Below are 19,667 nucleotides of genomic sequence, written 5' to 3'. Positions count from 1 at the left end.
GGATGATCTCAAGCATGGGCGCCGGCCTTGCGGCTCGAGGAGATGAAGCGGACGCGGTAGAGGATCAGCGTGTCGCAGGCGAGCACGAAGAACAGCAGCACGCCCTGCAGCACCGTCGACATGCGTTTCGAGACGCCGAGCGCCACCTGGATGCCCTCGCCGCCGAGATAGGTCAGCGCCAGCACGAGGCCGGCGATCAGGATGCCGACCGGGTTGAGCCGGCCGAGGAAGGCGACGATGATCGCGGCGAAGCCGTAGCCCGGCGAGATCGACGGCTGCAGCTTTCCGATCACGCCCGAGACCTCCATGATCCCGGCGAGGCCCGCGAGGCCGCCGGAGATCGCGAAGGCGAACAGCGTCATCTTTTTCGCCGAGAACCCGGCGAAGGCGCCGGCGCGCGGGCTGGCGCCGAGCACCTTGATCTCGAAGCCCTTCAGCGTCTTCGCCAGCATCACCGCCATCAGGGCGACGACGACCAGCGTCACCAGCGCCGACACCGACATGCGGCCGTCGCCGAGCATGATCATGCGGGCAGCGGAATTGAAGCGTTCGGTCTGCGGGAAGCCGTAGCCCATCGGGTCGCGCCAGGGCCCGCGCACCAGCCAGTCGAGGAACAGCGTCGCGACATAGACCAGCATCAGGCTGGTGAGGATCTCGTTGGCGCCGAAGCGGGTCTTCAAGAGGCCAGGGATCAGCCCGTAGGCCGCGCCGCCGAGGATGCCCGCCACCAGCATGAGGGGCAGCGTGAACGGCGTCTGGAAATCGGGCAGCAGCAGCGGGATCATCGACCCGGTGATCGCGCCGATCGTGAACTGGCCCTCGGCGCCGATGTTCCAGTTGTTGGAGAGGTAGCAGACCGCGAGGCCAACGCCGATCAGCACCAGCGGCACCGCCTTGACGACGAGTTCCGACAGCGACCAGGCGTCAGTGAGCGGCGCGATGAAGAGCTGGTAGAGCCCGGCGAGCGGATCGACGCCGCTGATCAGGAACACGGCGGCGCTGAACACCACCGTCAGACCGACGGCGATCACCGGCGACAGCAGCGCCATCCGGCGGCTCTGCTCGGCGCGGCGGATGAGTTCGATCCGCATCAGGCGGCCCCCTTCTTTTCGGCGCCGCCGGCCATCAACAGGCCGATCCGCTCGCGCGTCATCGTCGCCGCCGGTTCGGGCTCGGAGAGATGGCCGCGCGAGATCACGGCTATGCGGTCGGCGATCTCGAAGATCTCGTCGAGGTCCTGGCTGATCACCAGCACCGCCGAGCCAGAGCGCGCGAGATCGATCAGCGACTGGCGGATCACCGCCGCCGCGCCCGCGTCGACGCCCCAGGTCGGCTGCGAGACGACGAGCAGCCCCGGCACCCGGTCGACCTCGCGCCCGACGACGAATTTCTGCAGGTTACCGCCCGACAGCGCGCGGGCTTCGGGGTCCGGCACGCCCTTGCGCACGTCGAAGCGCTCGGTGACGAACGCGACGATCTCGGCGGCGCGGGCAAAGCGCATCAGGCCGCGCGCGACGAGGCCGTCGGCGGTGCCGTGCCGGGTCAACACGACGTTGTCGCTGAGCGGCAGGCCCGGCACGGCGCCGTGGCCGAGCCGCTCCTCGGGCACGAAGGCGGCGCCGAGCTTGCGGCGGGCGTTGACGCCGGCATGGCCGACGGCAACCTCGTCGATCAGCACCGCCGCCGCGCGCTCGCCGAGCCGCTCGCCGGAAATCGCATCGAAGAGTTCGCCCTGCCCGTTGCCGGCGACGCCGGCGATCGCGACGATCTCGCCAGCCGCGACCTCGAGCTTCACATCGACGAGGGCGACTCCGAACGGGTCCTTCGACGGCAGGTCGAGACCGTCGAGCGTCAGCCGCGGCCGGCCGCGCTGCGCCGGCGCCCGGTGCACGGCGGCAACTTCGCTGCCGACCATCAGCCGGGCGAGCGAGGCGACGGTCTCGCGGGTCGGGTCGGTCTCGGCGACCACCTTGCCGCGCCGCATCACCGTCGCGCGGTGGCAGAGCTCGCGCACCTCTTCCAGCCGGTGCGAGATGTAGAGGATGGCGCAGCCTTCGCTGGCGAGGCGGCGCAGCGTGACGAACAGCTGGTCGGCCTCCTGCGGCGTCAGCACCGAGGTCGGCTCGTCCATGATGATGAGGTCGGGCGACTGCAGCAGGCAGCGCACGATCTCGACGCGCTGGCGGATGCCGACGGGCAGATCCGCGATGCGGTCGTTCGCCTTCAGCGGCAGGCCGTATTCGGCCGACACCTTCTCGATCGCCGCCGAAAGCTCGGCCATCGGCACGCCCTTCGGGCTGGCGAGCGCGATATTCTCGGCGACAGTCAGGGCGTCGAACAGCGAAAAATGCTGGAACACCATGCCGATGCCGAGTTTTCTTGCAGCGGCCGGCGACTCGATCGTCACCCGCTCGCCCTTCCAGAAGATCTCGCCCTCGTTCGGCTGCAGCGCGCCGTAGATGATCTTGACCAGCGTCGACTTGCCGGCGCCGTTCTCGCCGAGCAGCGCATGGATCTCGCCCGGCGCCAGCGCCAGGCTGACGTCGTCGTTGGCGACGTTGTCGCCGAAGCGCTTGACGATGTGGCGCGCCTCCAAGAGCCGCGCGGCCACCGGTTCGCCGGCTGCGGCGCGGCCGTCGGAGAGGGCCGGATCGATGCTGACGTTCACCCGCTCTCCCCCGTTGTCGTCACGATGCCGCCCGCGCGGCGATGTTGTCCTGCATGGAAATCAGCGCCTCGTCGCGCGCCAGCACCTCGGCCGCGACCGCGACGGCGATGGCGGCGGGCTCCTTCGAGCGGATGCCCGGCGCGCCGATCGGGCAGGCGAAGCTTTCGGCGAGCCCCGGCTCCAGCCCCGCCGCCTTCAGCCGGCTCGCAAAGCGCGCGCGCTTCGTGGCGCTGCCGATCAGCCCGACGTGCCCGAACCGCCGCGCATCCAGCGCCGCGTGCAGGATGGCGAGATCGAGCGCGTGGTCGTGCGTCATGATGAAGACGAAGGCGCCGTCCGATGCCCTCGCCAGCACCGACGCCGGGTCCGCGGTCTCGACCGCCGTCACCGTCGCCGGCAGGGTGCGCGGCAGCTGGCCGGGGCGATTGTCGACCCAGGTCAGCCGGAACCCCGGCAGCATCGCGACGACCAGCATCAGCGCCCGGCCGACGTGCCCGGCGCCGAACAGCACGATCTCGCGGGAGCGGGTGCCGAAGCTCTCGGTCAGCCGGCCGTCGCCGCCGAGCACCGCATCGGCCCGGTCGGCAGCGCCGGCGACGACGCGCCGGACCAGCCCACCGTCGGCCGTGGCCGTCTCGGCGACGGCGACGAAGCCGCCGGCGCGCTCGAGCGCCGCCAGCCGCTCGACCTCATCGAGCCGTGCCCGGGAAAATACGTCGACGGCGATCGTCATCACCCCGCCGCAGCACTGGCCGAGTTCCGGGCCGAGCGCGAAGCGGTGCAGGAAGAAGCGATCCTTGCCCTCGGCCGCCGCCGCGGCCGCCTCGGCGAGCGCCTCGAACTCGAAACGGCCGCCGCCGATCGTGCCGCGAAAGCCGCCGTCCGGGCGCACGACGAGCCGCGTGCCGGTCTCGCGCGGCGTCGATCCGCGCGTCGCGATCACGGTCACCAGCGCCGCGGCGGGGGCCTCGGCGAGGAAGGCGGCGAGCGCCCCGAACACGTCGAGCGACCGGCCCATGGGTCAGGCGCCCCCCCGCCGCGTCGCGTGGATCGCCTTCATGATCGCCTCCGGCGTCGCCGGCGCGTCGAGCGGCGGCACGACGCCGGGCTTGATGCTGCCGATCGCGTCGAAGATCGCGGAAAAGACGCTCGCCGGCAGCATCAGCGGCGGCTCGCCGACGGCCTTCGACCGGAAGATCGTGTCCTCGCGGTTGCCGGGGCTGTCGTAGAGCTTCGTCACGAAATGCTCGGGCACGTCCGATGCGGTCGGGATCTTGTAGGTCGAGGGCGCGTGGGTGCGCAGCCGGCCCTCGCCATCGAAGACGAGTTCCTCGGTGGTCAGCCAGCCCATGCCCTGCACGAAGCCGCCTTCGATTTGGCCGATGTCGATGGCGGGGTTCAGCGACTTGCCGCAGTCGTGCAGGATGTCGACGCGGTCGACGCGCATCTCGCCGGTCATCGTGTCGATGGTGACTTCCGAGCAGGCGGCGCCGTAGGAGAAATAGAGGAACGGCCGGCCCTCGGCCTTGTCGCGGTTCCAGGTGATCTTCGGCGTCTTGTAATAGCCGGCGGCGGAAAGCTGGATCCGGGCGAGGAAGGCCTTCTTGACGATCTCGCGGAACGGCACCGCGCCGTTGCCGATGATCACCTGGCTGTCGCGGAAATCGATCTGTTCGGCCGGCGTGCCGTATACCAGCGACACGAAGTCGATGAGGCGCGCCTTGATCTCGCGGCAGGCCGCCTGCGCCGCCATGCCGTTGAGATCCGAGCCGGACGAGGCCGCCGTCGGGGCGGTGTTCGGTACCTTGGCGGTGTTGGTCGCGGTGATCTTCACCTTTTCGAGCGGGATGCCGAATTCCTCGGCGACGACCTGCGCCACCTTCAGGAACAGCCCCTGCCCCATCTCGGTGCCGCCGTGGTTGAGATGCACCGAGCCGTCCGTATAGACATGCACCAGCGCGCCGGCCTGGTTGAGATGGATCAGCGTGAACGAGATGCCGAACTTCACCGGCGTCAGCGCCAGCCCCTTCTTCAGGATGCGGCTTTTCGCGTTGAAGGCGCGCACCGAGGCGCGGCGCTTCCAGTAGTCGCAAGAGACCTCGAGCTGGCCGACGATGTCGGCGAGGATGTTGTCCTCGACCTTCATGCCGTAGGGCGTCACGTCGCGGCCGGGGCCGTAGAAGTTGCGCTTGCGCACCTCCAGCGCATCGAGGCCGAGCGTCACCGCGATGGAATCGATGATGCGCTCGGCGGCGATCACGCCGTGCGGGCCGCCGAAGCCGCGGAAGGCGGTGTTCGAGCAGGTGTTGGTCTTCAGCCGCTGCGAGCGGATCGTCACCGTCGGATAGAAGTAGGCGTTGTCGGCGTGAAACATCGTCCGGTCGTTGACGCCGAGCGAGAGGTCGGCCGAGTAGCCGCAGCGCGAGGCGAAATCGAGGTCCACCGCGAGCAGCCGGCCCTCGCCGTCATAGGCGACGTCGAAGCTCGCGACCTGGTCGTGCCGCTTGCCGGTCATGATCATGTCGTCGTCGCGGTCGAGCCGCATCTTGCACGGCCGGCCGGTGACCTTTGCCGCCAGCGCCGCCAGCGCCGCCCATTGGTTGGCCTGGCTCTCCTTGCCGCCGAAGCCGCCGCCCATGCGGCGCGTCTCCACCGTGATCGCCGCATCGATGACGCCGAGCACCTTGGCGACCGTGTGCTGCACCTCGGTCGGGTGCTGGGTCGAGGAGTAGACGAGCATGTCGTCGTCCTCGCCGGGCACGGCCATCGCGACCTGCCCCTCGAGGTAGAAATGCTCCTGTCCGCCGACGGCGATCTGCGACTTCAGCCGGCGCTGGCTGTTGGCGAGCGCCTTGCCGACGTCGCCGCGGCCGAAGCGATAGTCGGGCAGCACGTGGCTGTCCGCGGCGAGCGCGTCCTCGACGGTGACGAGCGGCTTCAGCGGCTCGACCTCGAAGCGCGCCAGCCGCACCGCCCGCCGGGCCGCCTCGCGCGTCGTCGCCACGACGCAGAACACCACCTGGCCCCAGAACAGGATCTCGCCCTCGGCGAGCATCGGGTCGTCGCCCATCGCCGACGACACGTCGTTGATGCCGGGGACATCCTTTGCGACCAGCACGTCGACGACGCCCGGCGCCTTGCGCACCTCGGAGAGGTCGACGGCGAGCAGCTTCGCCCGCGCATGGGTCCGGCACCAGCCGGGCGCGAGGTGCAGCGTGCCGGCCGGCTCGCGCATGTCGTCGATGTAGACCGCGGCGCCGGTGACGTGCTTGACGGCGCTGTCGTGCCGGATCGGCTGCGACACCACCGCCAGCGTGCGCGGCAGGGCGGCCTGAGCCGGCGGCGGGGCGACCGCGACGTCGCCCTCCGGCGGGACGGCGCCCTCGCTGACGATGTCGGCCTCCGCCGGTTCGCCGGCGTCCGGCGCCGGCTCGCCGGCCGCGGTGGGTTCGTCGGCGTCCACGAGGTCGGTGCTTTCCGGTGCCGGCTCGTCGGCGGCCGGGCCGAGATCCGGCTCGGCGAGGAAGGACTCGGGAGCCTCGGCCGCGACCACGACATCGTCGGGCGCGATGTCGGGCTCGGGCCGCATCTCCGGCTCGGAGGCCGGCGACGTGTCGCCCGCCTCCGGTGCGGCGTCGGGGAAGAGTTCGGGATCAGCCATGGGCCGTCGCCTCGATCTCGCGGTGCCCGACGACGCGGGTCATCGACGTTGGCGCGCCGGCAGTTTCCACCAGGGCTTTCGCAAGCAGCGCCCGCGCCGTCTCCAGACGGTACTCGGCGCTCGCGCGCATGTCACCGATCGGCCGGAAGTCCTCGGCGAGCGCCTCCAGCGCCGGCGTCCAGCTGCCGGCCTGTCCGGGCCGCGCCCCGACCAGCTTCGCCTCCGTCGCGGCCGCCCGCTTCGGCGTCGCCGCCATGCCACCGAAGGCGACGCGCGCCTCGGTGATGACGCCGCCGTCCAGCGTGAAGCGGAAGGCGCTCATGATCGCCGAGATGTCCTGGTCGAAGCGCTTGGAGATCTTGTAGGCGCGGAACACCTGGTCCTCGGCGAGCTTCGGCACCAGCAAGCCGGCGACGAACTCGCCCGGCCGGCGATCCTGCTTGCCGTAGTCGATGAAATAGCTCTCGACCGGCAGCACCCGGCTGTCGTCGCCGAGCCGGAGTTCCACCGCGGCGCCGAGCGCGATCAGCATCGGCGGCGTGTCGCCGATCGGCGAGCCGTTGGCGACGTTGCCGCCCACCGTGCCGGCCGAGCGCACGTGCTTCGAGCCGATGCGCCGGAACACCTCGCCGAGGTCGGGGTCGATCGCCGCCATGTGCGGCGCGACCTCGTCATAGGTCGCGGCAGCCCCGATCAGCACGGCGTTGCCGGCGTCCTCGACCCGGTCCATGCCCAGCACGCGGCCGAGATGGATGATCTTCGGCAGGCTGCGCATTTGCTTCGTCACCCAGAGCCCGACGTCGGTGGCACCCGCGACCAGCGTCGCATCGGGATGGCGGGCATAGAGGTCTGCGAGGCCGTCGACGGTGCGCGGGGCGGCGAAAAACCTCTCGTCGTCGCCGACGAAGATGTCGCGGCGGTCGGCGAGGAAGTCGAGCAGGCCGGTGGTCGCACCGGCTTCCGCCGAGAACTTGTCGTCCGCCGGCCCCGCGCAGGCCGCCTTCGCGGCATCGACGATCGGCCGGTAGCCGGTGCAGCGGCAGAGATTGCCGGCGAGCCAGTCGGTGATGGTGCGCCGGGTCGGCTCGGCGTCGGCGTGGTAGAGCGTGAACAGGCTCATCACGATGCCCGGCGTGCAGAAGCCGCACTGCGAGCCGTGCAGGTCGACCATCGCCGCCTGCACGGGGTGCAGGTCCTCGCCCTCGGCGAGATCCTCGACGGTGACGATCTCCTTGCCGTCCATCATGCCGACGAACTGGATGCAGGCGTTGACCGGCCGGTAGACCATCCGGCCGCCCTCGGAGGTGCCGATCGCCACCGTGCAGGCGCCGCAGTCACCCTCGTTGCAGCCCTCCTTGGTGCCGACGGCGCCTTCGCGCAGGCGCAGATAGTCGAGCAGCGTCTCGGTCGGCCCGAAGTCGGCGAGCTCGACGATACGGCCGTTGCGGAGAAAGCGGATGGTGTCGCGCATGCCGTCAGCTGCCCCGATAGGTCGAATAGCCGTAGGCCGAGACCAGCAACGGCACATGATAATGCTGGTCCGGATTGCCGATGCCGAAGCGGATCGGCACCACGTCGAGGAACGGCGGCTCGGTGAGCGACGCCCCCGTCGAGCGCAGGTAGTCGCCGCAGAAGAAGCGCAACTCGTAGACGCCGGCGGTGAAGTTGGCGCCCTCCACGATCGGCGCGACGCGGCCGTCGGCGTTGGTGACGCCGCTGGCGACGAGCGACGCCGTCGCGCCGTCGATGCGCGACAGCTCGACGACGAGCCCGGCCGCCGGGCGCCCGGTCGCCGTGTCGAGAACATGCGTCGTCAATCGGCCCAAGTGCGCCCCCGCCTTCTCAATCGCAGATTCGGTCCGGTCCGGCCCGTCCCCGTGGTCGCCGTCGCCGCCGATTTAGGCATGCTCATCATGGTTGCATGATCCCGGCCGAACACGAAAGCATGAATTCACGGACGGATCGATGCCGGATCGGCATCATCCCCGCGCATCGCCTCGGCGAGCTCGCGCACCGCGAAGGCATGGAAGGTGGCCGGCGCCAGCTTCAGCGTGGTGTCGCCGCGCGAGATCACTGCGAACTGGTCGATCGGCAGGTCGGCATCGGCGAGCGGACGGAACACCAGCGTTCCCGCGGCGAGATCGGCTTCGAGCCCGACCCGCGTCTGGAACGCCACCACTCCGCCGCTGCGCGCCGCGGCCTTCATCAAGCCGAGCGTATTCGCTTCCAGCGCCACCCGGAAGCCACCCGCCCGCATCGCGGCCGTGGCGTCGAGCGCGGCGCGCAGGGAGAGCCCCTTCGCCGGCAGCGCCAGCGGGTGACGCAGGCAGTCGGCGAGCGTCACTTGCCGGAGTTGAGCCAGCGGATGCTCCGGCGCCACCACCGCGCCGATTCGGATGTTGCGGCGAAAGCCCGTATCGAGCGACGCGCGCTCGCGCGGATTGAAAGTGAGGCCGAGGTCGGCCTGCCCCGCCAGCACCAGCCGCTCGGCCTCCTCCGACCCGGTGACGGTGACGACGAGGTCGATGCCGGGATAGGCCGCGGCGAAGCGCGCCATGATGCCGGGCAGGATCGCCTCGCCGACGCTCTCGACCGTCGAGATGCGCACCCGGCCGAGCTTCACCCCGCGCAGCGCGTCGATGTCCGCCACCACGGTCTCGAAGTCGCGCAGCGTGTCGGAGACGTGGCGCAACAGGATCTCGCCGGGCGCCGAGAGGCGGATCGAGCGGCCGACACGATCGAACAGCGTCACGCCCATCGCCTCTTCCAGGGCGAGGATCTGCCGGTTCACCGCCGACGAGGCGATGTTGAGCTCGCGCGCGGCGCCGCGGAACGAGCCATAGCGCGCCACCGCCGCGAAGTAGCGGAGCGAGGGCCCGAACAGCTGGCGACTGCGGTCGGTCATCGATACGGCTCGTCGCTGTCGGCGGCCCGGCGGTGCATGGCCTCGTCAGGGCAGCAGGATGGTCGAGCCCGTCGTCGCACGCGATTCGAGCGCCCGGTGGGCATCGGCGGCGGCGGCGAGCGGGAAGTCCTGGTTGATCGCGATATGCACGGTGCCGTCGGCGATCACGCCGAAGAGGTCCGCGGCGGTGGCGAGCAGGTCCTCGCGCTTCGCCACGTAGCTGAACAGCGTCGGCCGGGTCGCATAGAGCGAACCCTTCTGCGACAGCAGCCCGAGATTGAACGCCTCGACCGCCCCCGAGGCATTGCCGAAGGAGACGAACAGGCCGCGCGGCTTCAGGCAATCGAGCGAGGCGGGGAAGGTGTCCTTGCCGATCGAATCATAGACCACGTCGCAGCCGGCCCCGCCGGTGAGCTCGCGCACCCGCTGGGCAAAATTCTCGGTGCGGTAGTTGATGACCTCGTCGTAGCCGTTCTCGAGCGCAAGGGCGCACTTCTCGTCCGAGCCCGCGGTGCCGATGATGCGGCAGCCGAGCGCGCGTGCCCACTGCCCCGCGATCAGGCCGACGCCACCGGCGGCGGCATGGAACAGGATCGTATGCTCCGGCCCGACCTTGAAGGTCTGGCGCAGCAGGTATTGCACGGTCATGCCCTTCAGCATCGCGGCCGCCGCGGTGCGATCGTCAACGCCATCGGGCAGCGGCACCAGCCGGTCGGCCGGCACGAGGCGGCTTTCGGCATAGGCGCCCATCGGCCCGGCATAGGCGACGCGGTCGCCCGGCTTCACCGCCGTGACGCCCTCGCCAACCGCCTCGACGATCCCCGCGCCCTCGCTGCCGAGCGTCAGCGGCAGGCCGGCCGGCGCCGGGTAGAGGCCGGAGCGGAAATAGACGTCGATGAAGTTGACGCCCACCGCCGTCTGGCGAAGCAGCGCCTCGCCGGGCCCGGGCGCGGCGAGGGCGACCTCCTCGAAGCTGAGGACTTCCGGCCCGCCGTGCTGGTGCACGCGTATCGCCCGCATCGTCGTTCTCCCACCCGTCGCGCGGTCCAGTCCAGACCGCATGGCTTCGCACCCGGCGACCGGCAGGCGAATCCCGCCGTCGCTTCAATCGGTTGGACCGAGGATAGGACGTTCGCGCGCGGCTGTGAACCGCCGATTGCCTCCCGTCAGGTGCCGGCGGGTCGGGCGACGATCCGGGCGTGGCCGGCGAACAGAAAGGAGAGCACCGACAGCGGCACCAGCGCGAGGAACGCGGCCGGCAGGCCGAAGGCTTCGCTGATCAGGCCGATCACCGGCGGGCCCGTCAGCAACGCCATCATGGTGACGAGGGTCAGCCCGGCGAGGTTCGCCGCCGCCCCCGGCCCGCCGCGGCTCGCTGCCGCCGCGGAGGCGACCGGATAGACCAGCGACACGCCGAGGCCGATCACGCCGAGCGCCACCCAGGCGACGACGATGTTGGGCGCGGTGGCGAGGCCGACGAGGCCGGCGATCGCCGCCACGGCGGCGAACTGCACGATGCGCACGCCGTCGATCCGCGCCCGCACGGCATCGCCGAACATCCGCCCCGTCGCCTGCACCAGCGCGAAGATCGCGTAGCCGAGACTGGCGTAGAACGGCGAGGCATCGAGGACCTGGCGCAGGAACAGCGTGCTCCAGTCGTAGACCGCGCCCTCCGCCATCGTGACCCCCGCCGCCATCACGCAGACGCCGAGGATGACCACCGACGGCAGCGAGAATGCCGCCGATCCACTGCCCTCCCGCGCCGGCTGCGGCGGCAGCTTCGGAAACACGGGGCGCAGCGCGAGGCTGAACAGGATGCCGGCCGCGGCGGCGCCGATCAGATGCGCCGTCACGCTGATGCCGAGCTCGGCGAGCACGCCGGAAATCAGCGCGCCGCCGACCATGCCGAAGCTCCAGAAGCCGTGGCTGCGTGACAGGATGTTCTGCCGGTAGTGCTGTTCGGCGCGGGCCGAGGCGAGGTTCATGCCCACCTCCATCACGGCGTTCGCCGCGCCCAGCGCCAGCAGCGCGGCGGCGAAGGCGAGCCAATGGCTGGCAAATCCCACCGGCACCAGCGCGATCGCCATCGCCACCCCGGCCCAGGACGTGGCCGCGCGCTCGCCGACCCGCTCGACCAGCCGCCCGACCACGGTCAGCGTCAGCATGGTCGCGAACGGCGCGGCGAACAGCGCCAGCCCCAGCGTCGCCTTGTCGACGCCGAGCACGGCCTGGATGTCCGGCACGCGCGTCAGCACGCTGGAGAGCAGGAAGGCATTGACCAGGAAGGGCAGCCCGGCCTGGAAGACGAGAGGCAAGGTCGGGGTTTCCGGGATGAGGAGGACGGATGGCGTCGGAGCGGGCGCCGGCAATGGTCGTTCGTTGACGCATGATCCGGGCAAATGCAAGGCCGATGGACGAGGCGTCAAAAGGGAGCGGAGAGACCGCTGCGTCCTCGTCGCCGATCCAGCGTGCCGGTCCGCTCGGTCATGATCCCGGACGGGCGGTCGGCCTTCCATCCGCACCTACGTATCATTCCTGATGGACTCACCCCGGGCGCGGGTCCACGGTGCGCGCTTGATACGGTATCATAACACCGCATCTGCTGGATCCGCACCGATGTCCATCAAACGCCCGACCCCGCCGCCCACCCCGGGCGCTGCGGCTCTGTTCACGCCGAAGCTGATCAGCGCCCTGCGCGAGGGCTACAGCCTCGCGTTGCTGCGCGCCGACGCGATCGCCGGGCTGACGGTGGCGATCGTCGCGCTGCCGCTGGCGATGGCGATCGCCATTGCAAGCGGCGCCACGCCGGACCGCGGGCTGGTGACGGCCGTGGTCGCCGGCTTCCTGATCTCGGCCCTCGGCGGCAGCCGGTTCCAGATCGGCGGGCCGACGGCAGCCTTCATCGTCGTGGTGTTCGACGTCATCCAGCGCCACGGCTACGAGGGCATGCTGGTCGCGACGCTGCTCGCCGGGCTGATGCTGATCGTCGTCGGCGCCCTGCGGCTCGGCACCTACATCAAGTACATCCCCTACCCCGTCGTCACCGGCTTCACCGCAGGCATCGCCGTCTCGATTTTCGCCTCGCAGCTGAAGGAAGCGCTCGGCCTCGACGAGGCCCTGCCGCCCGAGTTCCTCGCCAAGCTCGCGGCGGTCGCCAGCCGGCTCGGCTCCGCGTCGCCGGCAGCGATCATCGTCACGGTCGGCTCGGTGGCGCTGATCCTCACCTTGCGCAAGCTGAAGCCGCACTGGCCGGGCTTCCTGATCGCGGTGCTGATCGCCAGCCTCGGCGTCGCCGTCTTCGGCATCGACGTCGCCACCGTCGGCTCGCGCTTCGGCGACGTGCCGCGCGGCCTGCCGATGCCCAGCCTGCCGGTGTTCGATTTCGCCCTCGTGCAACGGGTGTTCCCCGACGCGATCACCATCGCGCTGCTCGCCGGCATCGAATCGCTGCTCTCCGCCGTCGTCGCCGACGGCATGACCGGCCGCAAGCACCGCTCGAACGGCGAACTCGTCGCGCAAGGCATCGCCAACATCGCCTCGGTCTGCTTCGCCGGCCTGCCGGCGACCGGCGCCATCGCCCGCACCGCGACCAACATCCGCGCCGGCGCGCGCACCCCCGTCGCCGGCATCCTGCATGCCGTGTTCCTGCTGGTCTTCATGCTGGCGGCAGCGCCCGTGCTCGCCTATGTGCCGCTCGCGGCGCTTGCCGCGATCCTGATCATCGTCGCGATCAACATCTCGGAGGCGCGCCACATCCGCCACATCCTTGGCACCGCCGGCAACGGCGACCGCTTCGTCCTCGTCTCGACTTTCCTGCTCACCGTGCTGGTCGATCTCACGGTGGCGATCCAGTTCGGCGTCGTCGCCGCCGCGGTGCTGTTCGTCCACCGGATGGCGGAAGCGGTGGAGATCGAGACGCACGAGAAGCTGATCGAGGAGGACGCACCCGACGCGCCGCACGCGCCGCGCGCCGCGTCCGCGGCTGGCATCGTCACCTACCGCATCGACGGGCCGTTCTTCTTCGGCGCGGCGCAGCGGCTGTCGTCGGTGCTCGACCGCATCGGCGAGACGCCGCGCGGCTTCGTGCTCGACATGACGACGGTGCCGTTCATCGATGCGAGCGGCGGCGCGGCGCTGACGAGCTTCCTCGACCGCGCCCGCGCCGACGGCGTCACCGTGCGGGTCGTCGGCGCCCGGCCGGCGGTGGCCGAGGCGGTGCGCAAGCTCGCTGCGGAGGTCGGGCTGCCGATCGTATTCGGCGCTCAGGCGGCGCCGTAGACCGCGTCCGCCCGCGCCTCGAAGGCGTCGGCGAACTTCCGGAACGCCCGGTCAAACACGGCGCCCATCACGGCGGCGAGCGTGCGGCTGCGGAATTCGTACTGGATGAAGAAGCCGACGTCGGAGGGGGCCTCGCCCGCGGCGCCGGCCGGGTCGGCGGGCGTGAACGTCCAGCGGTTTTCGAGCTGGCGGAACGGCCCGTCGAGATATTCGACCAAGATCTGGCGATTGTCGCGGTCGAGCGTCACCTTGCTGGTGAAGGTCTCGCGCAGCAGCGAATAGCCGACCGTCATGTCGGCGACCAGCACCTCGCGGCCGTCCGGCTGCGGCCGGCGCGCCCGCACCACCAGCTTCTCGCACATCGGCACGAATTCAGGATAGCGCTCGACGTCGGCGACGAGGTCGAACATCGCGTCCGCGGAGTGGCGCACGCGGCGCGAAGTCTCGAAACTTGGCATGAAACAGCGGTTTCCTCAGCCGGTGCGGGCGAGCTTTTCGGCCCGGGCCGCACGCAGGCGCTCGAAGTCCTCGCCGGCGTGATGCGACGAGCGGGTCAGCGGGCTCGACGACACCATGTGGAAGCCCTTGGTATAGGCCACCGTCTCGAAGGACTTGAACTCCTCGGGCGTCACGAAGCGGATCACCGCGTGGTGCTTGCGGGTCGGCTGCAGATACTGGCCGATGGTGAGGAAGTCCACCTCCGCCGTGCGCAGGTCGTCCATCAGTTGCAACACCTCGTTCCGCTCCTCGCCGAGGCCGACCATGATGCCGGACTTGGTGAACATCGTCGGATCGAGTTCCTTCACCCGCTGCAGCAGCCGGATCGAGTGGAAGTAGCGCGCGCCGGGCCGCACGGTGAGATACTTCGACGGCACGGTCTCGAGGTTGTGGTTGAAGACGTCGGGCTTCGCCGCGACCACCTTTTCCAGCGCGCCGGGCTTGCGCAGGAAGTCGGGGGTGAGGATCTCGATCGTGGTCGACGGCGAGCGGGCGCGGATCGCCCGGATCACCTCGACGAAATGCTGCGCGCCGCCGTCGGCGAGGTCGTCGCGGTCGACCGAGGTGATCACGACGTGATGCAGGCCGAGCTTCTCGACCGCGCGGGCAACGTTTTCCGGCTCGAGCGGGTCGAGCGGCCCCGGCATTCCGGTGCGCACGTTGCAGAAGGCGCAGGCGCGGGTGCAGGTGTCACCCATGATCATCATGGTCGCGTGCTTCTTCGACCAGCACTCGCCGATGTTCGGGCAGCCGGCTTCCTCGCACACGGTGACGAGGCCGTTCTCGCGCACGATACTCTGCGTCTCGCGATAGACCGGCGAGCCCGGCGCCTTGACGCGGATCCAGTCCGGCTTGCGCAGCACGGGCGTATCCGCGCGCTTCGCCTTTTCGGGATGCCGCGGCCGGGGCGCATTCACCGTGTCGAGAATGGTGACCATCGTTCTGACCTTCCGGTTTTCCGCCGACGGGCCGGGCCCGAAACGACGAAAGGCAGGCTGCCGGTTGCCCGGCGCCTGCCTCTCATACCTAGTTCAGCCGGGCGGTCTCGTCGACCGCCGGCGATGCAATTCTGCTGTGTTCCGTCAGCGCCGGATGAGGCCGAGCAGGAACAGCAGGATGATCGCGCCCACCGTCGAGACGACGATGCTGCCGATCCAGCCGGCCTGAACCCCGAGACCCAGAGCGTTGAAAACGAACGCACCGATGAACGAACCGACGATACCGACGATCAGGTTGGTGATCAGCCCATGATTGCGCCGCATCACCTTCTCGGCGATCCAGCCCGCCAGGATACCGATGATGATCGTCGCGATAATGCCCACACCCGTCATTGTCTTCTCTCCACGAAAATAGCCTTCGCGGTGCACAATGCACTCGCGTCGGCTCTTGTTCCAAGTGAAGGGCAAAATTCATATGACGTCCGGGGCAGTTCAGGGGAACGATGTCGGGTGCGAGGGCGGTCGTGCCGTGGGGTCTCCCTCCTTCCCGTCCCTCCCCCTCCAGGCGGGAGAGGACGATGGGCGAGAGAACTTTCGCCAACGAGGGCTGCGCCGAAGCGAGGCGCTTCTGACGACGGCGCCCAAACCTCCTGCGTCCCCTCTCCTCGCGAAGCGGGGGACGGACAGGGGGGGCTGCCCCACGGCAAGCCCCTCAGATGTGGATCGCGCGACCGTAGGCGGCCAGAACGCTCTCGTGCATCGTCTCCGACAGCGTCGGGTGCGGGAACACCGTGTGCATCAGGTCTTCCTCGGTGGTCTCGAGGTTCATCGCGACGACGAAGCCCTGGATCAGCTCGGTGACTTCCGCGCCGACGAGATGCGCGCCGAGCAGCTGGCCGGTCTTCGCGTCGAAGATCGTCTTGACGAGGCCGTCGGATTCGCCGAGCGCGATCGCCTTGCCGTTACCGATGAACGGGAACTTGCCGACCTTGATGTCGTAGCCGGCTTCCTTCGCCTTCCGCTCGGTGAGCCCCACGGAGGCAACCTGCGGGTGGCAGTAGGTGCAGCCGGGGATCTTCGCCTTGTCCATCGGGTGGACGTGCTTGCCGGCGATCGCCTCGACGCAGATGACGCCCTCGTGCTCGGCCTTGTGGGCGAGCATCGGCGGGCCGGCGACGTCGCCGATCGCATAGACGCCGGGCATGCTGGTGCGGCCGACGCCGTCGACCACCACGCAGCCGCGTTCGGTCTTGATGCCGAGATCCTCGAGGCCGAGGCCCTCGATGTTGCCGACGACGCCGACGGCGGCGATCACGCGGTCGACGGTGATCGTCTCGGTCGAGCCGTCCTTCTTCTCGATCGTCGCCGTCACGCTGTCGGCGCCCTTGTCGAGCTTCGCGACCTTGGCCTCGAGCAGGATCTTCATCCCCTGCTTCTCGAAGCGCTTCTGGGCGATCGCCGCGATCTCGTGGTCCTCGACCGGCATCACCTGGCTCATCACCTCGACCACGGTCACCTCGCAGCCCATGGTGCGGTAGAACGAGGCGAACTCGATGCCGATCGCGCCGGAGCCGACGACGAGCAGCTTCTTCGGCATCGCTTCCGGCACCATCGCCTCGAAATAGGTCCAGACGAGCTTGCGGTCGGGCTCGAGGCCCGGCAGCACGCGCGGCCGCGCACCGGTCGCGACCACGATGTGCTTCGCCGCATATTCGCCGGCACCCAGCGCGCCCTTCGGCGGATTGTCGGCGGCCGTGACCGCGACCTTGCCGCCCTTCAGCAGCTTCGCCGTGCCCCAGATCACGTCGACCTTGTTCTTCTTCAGGAGCCCGCCGACGCCGCCGTTGAGCTGCGCCGACACCCCGCGCGACCGCTTGACGATGGCCGCCGTGTCGAAGCCGACGTTGTCGGCCGACAGGCCGTAGTCCTTGGCATGCGTCATGTAGTGGTAGATCTCGGCCGAGCGCAGCAGCGCCTTGGTCGGGATGCAGCCCCAGTTGAGGCAGATGCCGCCGAGATGCTTGCCCTCGACCACCGCCGTCTTGAGCCCGAGCTGCGCCGCCCGGATCGCGGCGACATAACCGCCGGGTCCGGCGCCGATGATGATGACGTCGTATTGGGACATGGTTTGCTTGCCCTCTCGTCGTATCCCGGGCCGCTGTTGGCCTCTGTTCGGTCGTTTCGACCCGCTCTGGCTAGCGCGCAATTCCGTCGAAGAGATCGATCCAGTCCGGGTTGGACGCTTCGATCAGCTCGATCTTCCAGGCACGTCGCCACGTTTTAAGCTGCTTTTCCCGCAAGATCGCCGCATCCATCGTCTGATGTTGCTCAAACCAGACGAGATCCTTGACCGCATATCGTCCCGTGAAACCCGGCACCGCGCCACAGCGGTGATCGTAAACCCGCTTCAGCAGATCCGAAGTGACGCCGATGTAGATCGTGCCGTTCCGTCCACTTGCGAGCATGTACACGCAAGGCTGCTTCACGAGATTTCTCCATACGGCAGGATAAGTCCCTCGTCACTTGGTCTTCGTGGTCGTCATCCCCGCAGAAGCGCGGATCCAGCTCTCGCTGGGGAAGCGCGCGTCGTGTTGCATCGGCAACGACCAGTTCGGACCAGGCGCGCGGCGCGATCCTGACCATCAGGCGCCCGTCGTATTGTGAGTTGGATCCCCGCTTCCGCGGGGATGACGACCACCGAGAAGCCTCGCAAATGGGGTCGGCACACGCTGCCTTCCCCTTCGCTCGAAGCCGATGCCAACTTTCTCAGCCCTGCAGCCCGTCATCCCCGCGAAAGCGGGGATCCAACTATCCGCGGGAGCAACGCTTCGTCGGTCTCGGCTGTGCCGCGACCAGACAAAACGAGGCGTCGGAGGCGTTCAAACGGCAGGCCCGTCGAAGTGTGAGTTGGATCCCCGCTTTCGCGGGGATGACGATTGTCGGAGGCCAAGGAACAGCTCGCCACCCTCCCCACAAGGGGGAAGGATTCCCCCCGCCCCCTTCACACCAGCATGCTCATCGGCTTCTCGATGAACCCCTTGAACGCCTGCAGCAGTTCCGCGCCCAGCGCCCCGTCGACCGCGCGGTGATCCGTCGAGAGCGTCACGCTCATCACGGTCGCGACCGCGAGCTCGCCCTTCTTCACCACGGCGCGCTGTTCTCCCGCGCCGACGGCGAGGATGGTGGCGTGCGGCGGGTTGATCACCGCGGCGAAGTCCTTGACGCCGAACATGCCGAGGTTGGAGACCGCCGTGGTGCCGCCCTGGTACTCCTCGGGCTTCAGCTTGCGGTCCCGGGCGCGCTTGGCGAGGTCCTTCATCTCGTTGGAGATGGTGGAGAGCGTCTTTTCCTCGGCCTTGCGGATGATCGGCGTGATCAGGCCGCCTGGGATCGACACCGCGACGCCGACGTCGGCGTGGCGGTGCTTCAGCATGCCGCCGTCGGTCCACGAGACGTTGGCGTCGGGCACCGCCTTCAGCGCCAGCGCCATCGCCTTGATGACGAGGTCGTTGACCGAGAGCTTGTAGGCCGGCTTGCCGCCGACCTCCGGCGCCGCGCTGTTGAGCTGGGCGCGCAGCGCCAGCAGCGCGTCGAGCTCGACGTCGACCGTGACGTAGAAGTGCGGCACGGTCTGCTTCGATTCCTGCAGGCGGCGCGCGATGGTCTTGCGCATGCCGTCGTGCGGAATGACCTCGTACGAGCCCTTTTCGAACAGCTTCAGCACCGCGTCGTCGGACGCACCCGCGGGCGCTGCCGGCTTCGGGGCCGGCGCAGCAGCGGCCGGGGCGGACGCCTGCGGCGCGGGCGCGGCGGCGGCCGGAGCCGGGGCGGCGCCGGGCTTGGCGTTCTCGACGTCCTTCAGGATGATGCGGCCGTGCGGGCCGGAGCCGGCGATCGCACCGAGGTCGATCCCCTTCTCCTTCGCGATGCGCCGGGCGAGCGGCGAGGCGAAGATGCGCTCGCCGTCCGCCTTGGCAGCCGGCGCAGGCGCGGCGGTGGCCGGAGCAGGCTCCGCCTTCGCCGGGGCCGGAGCAGGCGCCTCGGCCTTGGCCGGAGCAGGCGCCTCGGCCTTGGCCGGCGCCGGCTCGTCCGCTTTCGGCTGCGGCTGCACGACGGCCGCCTCGCCGCCGCCCGCTGCCGCGGCCACATCCTCGCCCTCGGCGGCGAGCAGCGCGATCAACTCGTTCACCGCCACGTCCGCGGTGCCGGCCGGCACCACGATCTTCGCGACCGTCCCCTCGTCGACGGCTTCCACTTCCATGGTCGCCTTGTCGGTCTCGATCTCGGCGATGACGTCGCCGGAAGCGACCTTGTCACCCTCCTTGACGAGCCACTTCGCGAGGTTGCCCTTCTCCATCGTCGGGGAAAGGGCCGGCATCAGGATCTTGATCGGCATGGTTTCTTCTCCCCAACGACTAGTTATTCTGCGTCGAAGTCGTCCCGAGGTCGGTCGGATTTTCCAACTCGGCCATCATCATGCGGACAATTCGAGCTTCCACCTCGGCCTCGGACACGCCGTCTTCCGCGTTGAAGGCGCGCGACACGTGACGAATGACGTCAACGAGCAGCAGGCCCCACGTGTCCGGCTCGTCGAAGCCGCGGATCAGCGACACCGACAGACCGCCGTCGGAGATGAAGGCCCGGAGGACCTCACTACCTCCTTCGATCTGGACGTCGGCCGGCACGGGCAGTTCATCGACTGGTTTCGACATGCCTCAC

At 69.5% G+C, this 19,667-nt stretch carries 17 protein-coding genes; 1 reads left to right on the top strand and 16 read right to left on the bottom strand.

The window, feature by feature from the left end; translation table 11 throughout:
• Positions 1-8: 8 nt before the first annotated feature.
• From I5731_RS01910 to I5731_RS01870, 9 genes are all read right to left on the bottom strand, one after another.
• Positions 9-1,091 (bottom strand): ABC transporter permease, encoded by a 1,083-nt coding sequence (locus I5731_RS01910; protein WP_197309668.1) that lies wholly within the window; start codon positions 1,089-1,091, stop codon positions 9-11.
• Positions 1,091-2,611: an ABC transporter ATP-binding protein gene (locus tag I5731_RS01905; RefSeq protein WP_197309718.1), complete on the bottom strand. Its 1,521-nt coding sequence runs from the start codon at positions 2,609-2,611 to the stop codon at positions 1,091-1,093. The genes I5731_RS01910 and I5731_RS01905 overlap by 1 nt, the downstream gene beginning before the upstream one ends.
• Positions 2,612-2,687: 76 nt before the next feature.
• Positions 2,688-3,686 carry a xanthine dehydrogenase accessory protein XdhC gene (xdhC, locus tag I5731_RS01900; protein ID WP_197309667.1) on the bottom strand — a complete coding sequence of 333 codons (999 nt, stop codon included), beginning with the start codon at positions 3,684-3,686 and terminating at the stop codon, positions 2,688-2,690.
• Positions 3,687-3,689: 3 nt separating this feature from the next.
• Complete coding sequence (gene xdhB, locus I5731_RS01895) at positions 3,690-6,329, bottom strand: xanthine dehydrogenase molybdopterin binding subunit (protein ID WP_235981480.1); 2,640 nt, start codon at positions 6,327-6,329, stop codon at positions 3,690-3,692.
• On the bottom strand, positions 6,322-7,800 hold the full coding sequence (gene xdhA / locus I5731_RS01890; RefSeq protein ID WP_197309666.1) for a xanthine dehydrogenase small subunit: 1,479 nt from the start codon (positions 7,798-7,800) through the stop codon (positions 6,322-6,324). Before xdhA ends, xdhB begins: the two co-directional genes overlap by 8 nt.
• Positions 7,801-7,804: 4 nt before the next feature.
• Positions 7,805-8,155, bottom strand: coding sequence for a hydroxyisourate hydrolase (gene uraH / locus I5731_RS01885; protein WP_197309665.1), 351 nt, complete (start codon positions 8,153-8,155; stop codon positions 7,805-7,807).
• 125 nt (positions 8,156-8,280) lie between these two features.
• Positions 8,281-9,234 (bottom strand): LysR family transcriptional regulator, encoded by a 954-nt coding sequence (locus I5731_RS01880; protein ID WP_197309664.1) that lies wholly within the window; start codon positions 9,232-9,234, stop codon positions 8,281-8,283.
• A gap of 45 nt (positions 9,235-9,279) precedes the next feature.
• Positions 9,280-10,254, bottom strand: coding sequence for a quinone oxidoreductase family protein (locus I5731_RS01875; RefSeq protein ID WP_197309663.1), 975 nt, complete (start codon positions 10,252-10,254; stop codon positions 9,280-9,282).
• 146 nt (positions 10,255-10,400) lie between these two features.
• Positions 10,401-11,549, bottom strand: coding sequence for an MFS transporter (locus I5731_RS01870; protein ID WP_197309662.1), 1,149 nt, complete (start codon positions 11,547-11,549; stop codon positions 10,401-10,403).
• A gap of 301 nt (positions 11,550-11,850) precedes the next feature.
• Here I5731_RS01870 and I5731_RS01865 point away from each other — a divergent pair, with 301 nt between their 5' ends.
• Positions 11,851-13,512 carry a SulP family inorganic anion transporter gene (locus I5731_RS01865; protein WP_197309661.1) on the top strand — a complete coding sequence of 554 codons (1,662 nt, stop codon included), beginning with the start codon at positions 11,851-11,853 and terminating at the stop codon, positions 13,510-13,512.
• On the opposite strand, the gene I5731_RS01860 is transcribed toward I5731_RS01865, so the two are convergent.
• From I5731_RS01860 to I5731_RS01830, 7 genes are all read right to left on the bottom strand, one after another.
• Positions 13,497-13,970 carry a type II toxin-antitoxin system RatA family toxin gene (locus I5731_RS01860; RefSeq protein ID WP_197309660.1) on the bottom strand — a complete coding sequence of 158 codons (474 nt, stop codon included), beginning with the start codon at positions 13,968-13,970 and terminating at the stop codon, positions 13,497-13,499. The genes I5731_RS01865 and I5731_RS01860 overlap by 16 nt on opposite strands.
• A gap of 15 nt (positions 13,971-13,985) precedes the next feature.
• Entirely contained in the window at positions 13,986-14,948 is a 963-nt protein-coding gene (lipA, locus tag I5731_RS01855) for a lipoyl synthase (protein ID WP_197309659.1), read from the bottom strand.
• 144 nt (positions 14,949-15,092) lie between these two features.
• A complete protein-coding gene (locus I5731_RS01850; RefSeq protein WP_197309658.1) occupies positions 15,093-15,341 on the bottom strand; it encodes a GlsB/YeaQ/YmgE family stress response membrane protein in 249 nt (82 codons plus the stop codon).
• A 319-nt stretch (positions 15,342-15,660) separates the two neighbouring features.
• The gene (lpdA, locus tag I5731_RS01845; RefSeq protein ID WP_197309657.1) at positions 15,661-17,073 is read right to left on the bottom strand and encodes a dihydrolipoyl dehydrogenase; all 1,413 of its coding nucleotides are present in this window, start codon (positions 17,071-17,073) and stop codon (positions 15,661-15,663) included.
• Between the two features lie 70 nt (positions 17,074-17,143).
• Entirely contained in the window at positions 17,144-17,413 is a 270-nt protein-coding gene (locus tag I5731_RS01840) for a GIY-YIG nuclease family protein (RefSeq protein ID WP_197309716.1), read from the bottom strand.
• Between the two features lie 536 nt (positions 17,414-17,949).
• Entirely contained in the window at positions 17,950-19,344 is a 1,395-nt protein-coding gene (locus I5731_RS01835) for a pyruvate dehydrogenase complex dihydrolipoamide acetyltransferase (RefSeq protein WP_197309656.1), read from the bottom strand.
• 19 nt (positions 19,345-19,363) lie between these two features.
• Positions 19,364-19,660 (bottom strand): DUF5076 domain-containing protein, encoded by a 297-nt coding sequence (locus tag I5731_RS01830; protein ID WP_197309655.1) that lies wholly within the window; start codon positions 19,658-19,660, stop codon positions 19,364-19,366.
• Between the last annotated feature and the right edge of the window lie 7 nt (positions 19,661-19,667).

This window comes from Methylobrevis albus, assembly GCF_015904235.1.
Lineage (GTDB): Bacteria > Pseudomonadota > Alphaproteobacteria > Rhizobiales > Pleomorphomonadaceae > Methylobrevis_A > Methylobrevis_A albus.
Note: the sequence above shows the minus strand (reverse complement) of the source record. Positions and strands in the feature narration are given on the sequence as shown.

Excerpts from the sequence above, each read along its gene's own strand:
- I5731_RS01865 (WP_197309661.1), top strand. The coding sequence starts at position 11,851 with ATGTCCATCAAACGCCCGACCCCGCCGCCCACCCCGGGCGCTGCGGCT.
- I5731_RS01830 (WP_197309655.1), bottom strand. The coding sequence starts at position 19,660 with ATGTCGAAACCAGTCGATGAACTGCCCGTGCCGGCCGACGTCCAGATC.
- I5731_RS01880 (WP_197309664.1), bottom strand. The coding sequence starts at position 9,234 with ATGACCGACCGCAGTCGCCAGCTGTTCGGGCCCTCGCTCCGCTACTTC.
- lpdA (WP_197309657.1), bottom strand. The coding sequence starts at position 17,073 with ATGTCCCAATACGACGTCATCATCATCGGCGCCGGACCCGGCGGTTAT.
- I5731_RS01875 (WP_197309663.1), bottom strand. The coding sequence starts at position 10,254 with ATGCGGGCGATACGCGTGCACCAGCACGGCGGGCCGGAAGTCCTCAGC.
- I5731_RS01850 (WP_197309658.1), bottom strand. The coding sequence starts at position 15,341 with ATGACGGGTGTGGGCATTATCGCGACGATCATCATCGGTATCCTGGCG.
- xdhC (WP_197309667.1), bottom strand. The coding sequence starts at position 3,686 with ATGGGCCGGTCGCTCGACGTGTTCGGGGCGCTCGCCGCCTTCCTCGCC.
- I5731_RS01860 (WP_197309660.1), bottom strand. The coding sequence starts at position 13,970 with ATGCCAAGTTTCGAGACTTCGCGCCGCGTGCGCCACTCCGCGGACGCG.
- xdhB (WP_235981480.1), bottom strand. The coding sequence starts at position 6,329 with ATGGCTGATCCCGAACTCTTCCCCGACGCCGCACCGGAGGCGGGCGAC.
- I5731_RS01910 (WP_197309668.1), bottom strand. The coding sequence starts at position 1,091 with ATGCGGATCGAACTCATCCGCCGCGCCGAGCAGAGCCGCCGGATGGCG.
- xdhA (WP_197309666.1), bottom strand. The coding sequence starts at position 7,800 with ATGCGCGACACCATCCGCTTTCTCCGCAACGGCCGTATCGTCGAGCTC.
- I5731_RS01840 (WP_197309716.1), bottom strand. The coding sequence starts at position 17,413 with ATGCTCGCAAGTGGACGGAACGGCACGATCTACATCGGCGTCACTTCG.
- I5731_RS01835 (WP_197309656.1), bottom strand. The coding sequence starts at position 19,344 with ATGCCGATCAAGATCCTGATGCCGGCCCTTTCCCCGACGATGGAGAAG.
- lipA (WP_197309659.1), bottom strand. The coding sequence starts at position 14,948 with ATGGTCACCATTCTCGACACGGTGAATGCGCCCCGGCCGCGGCATCCC.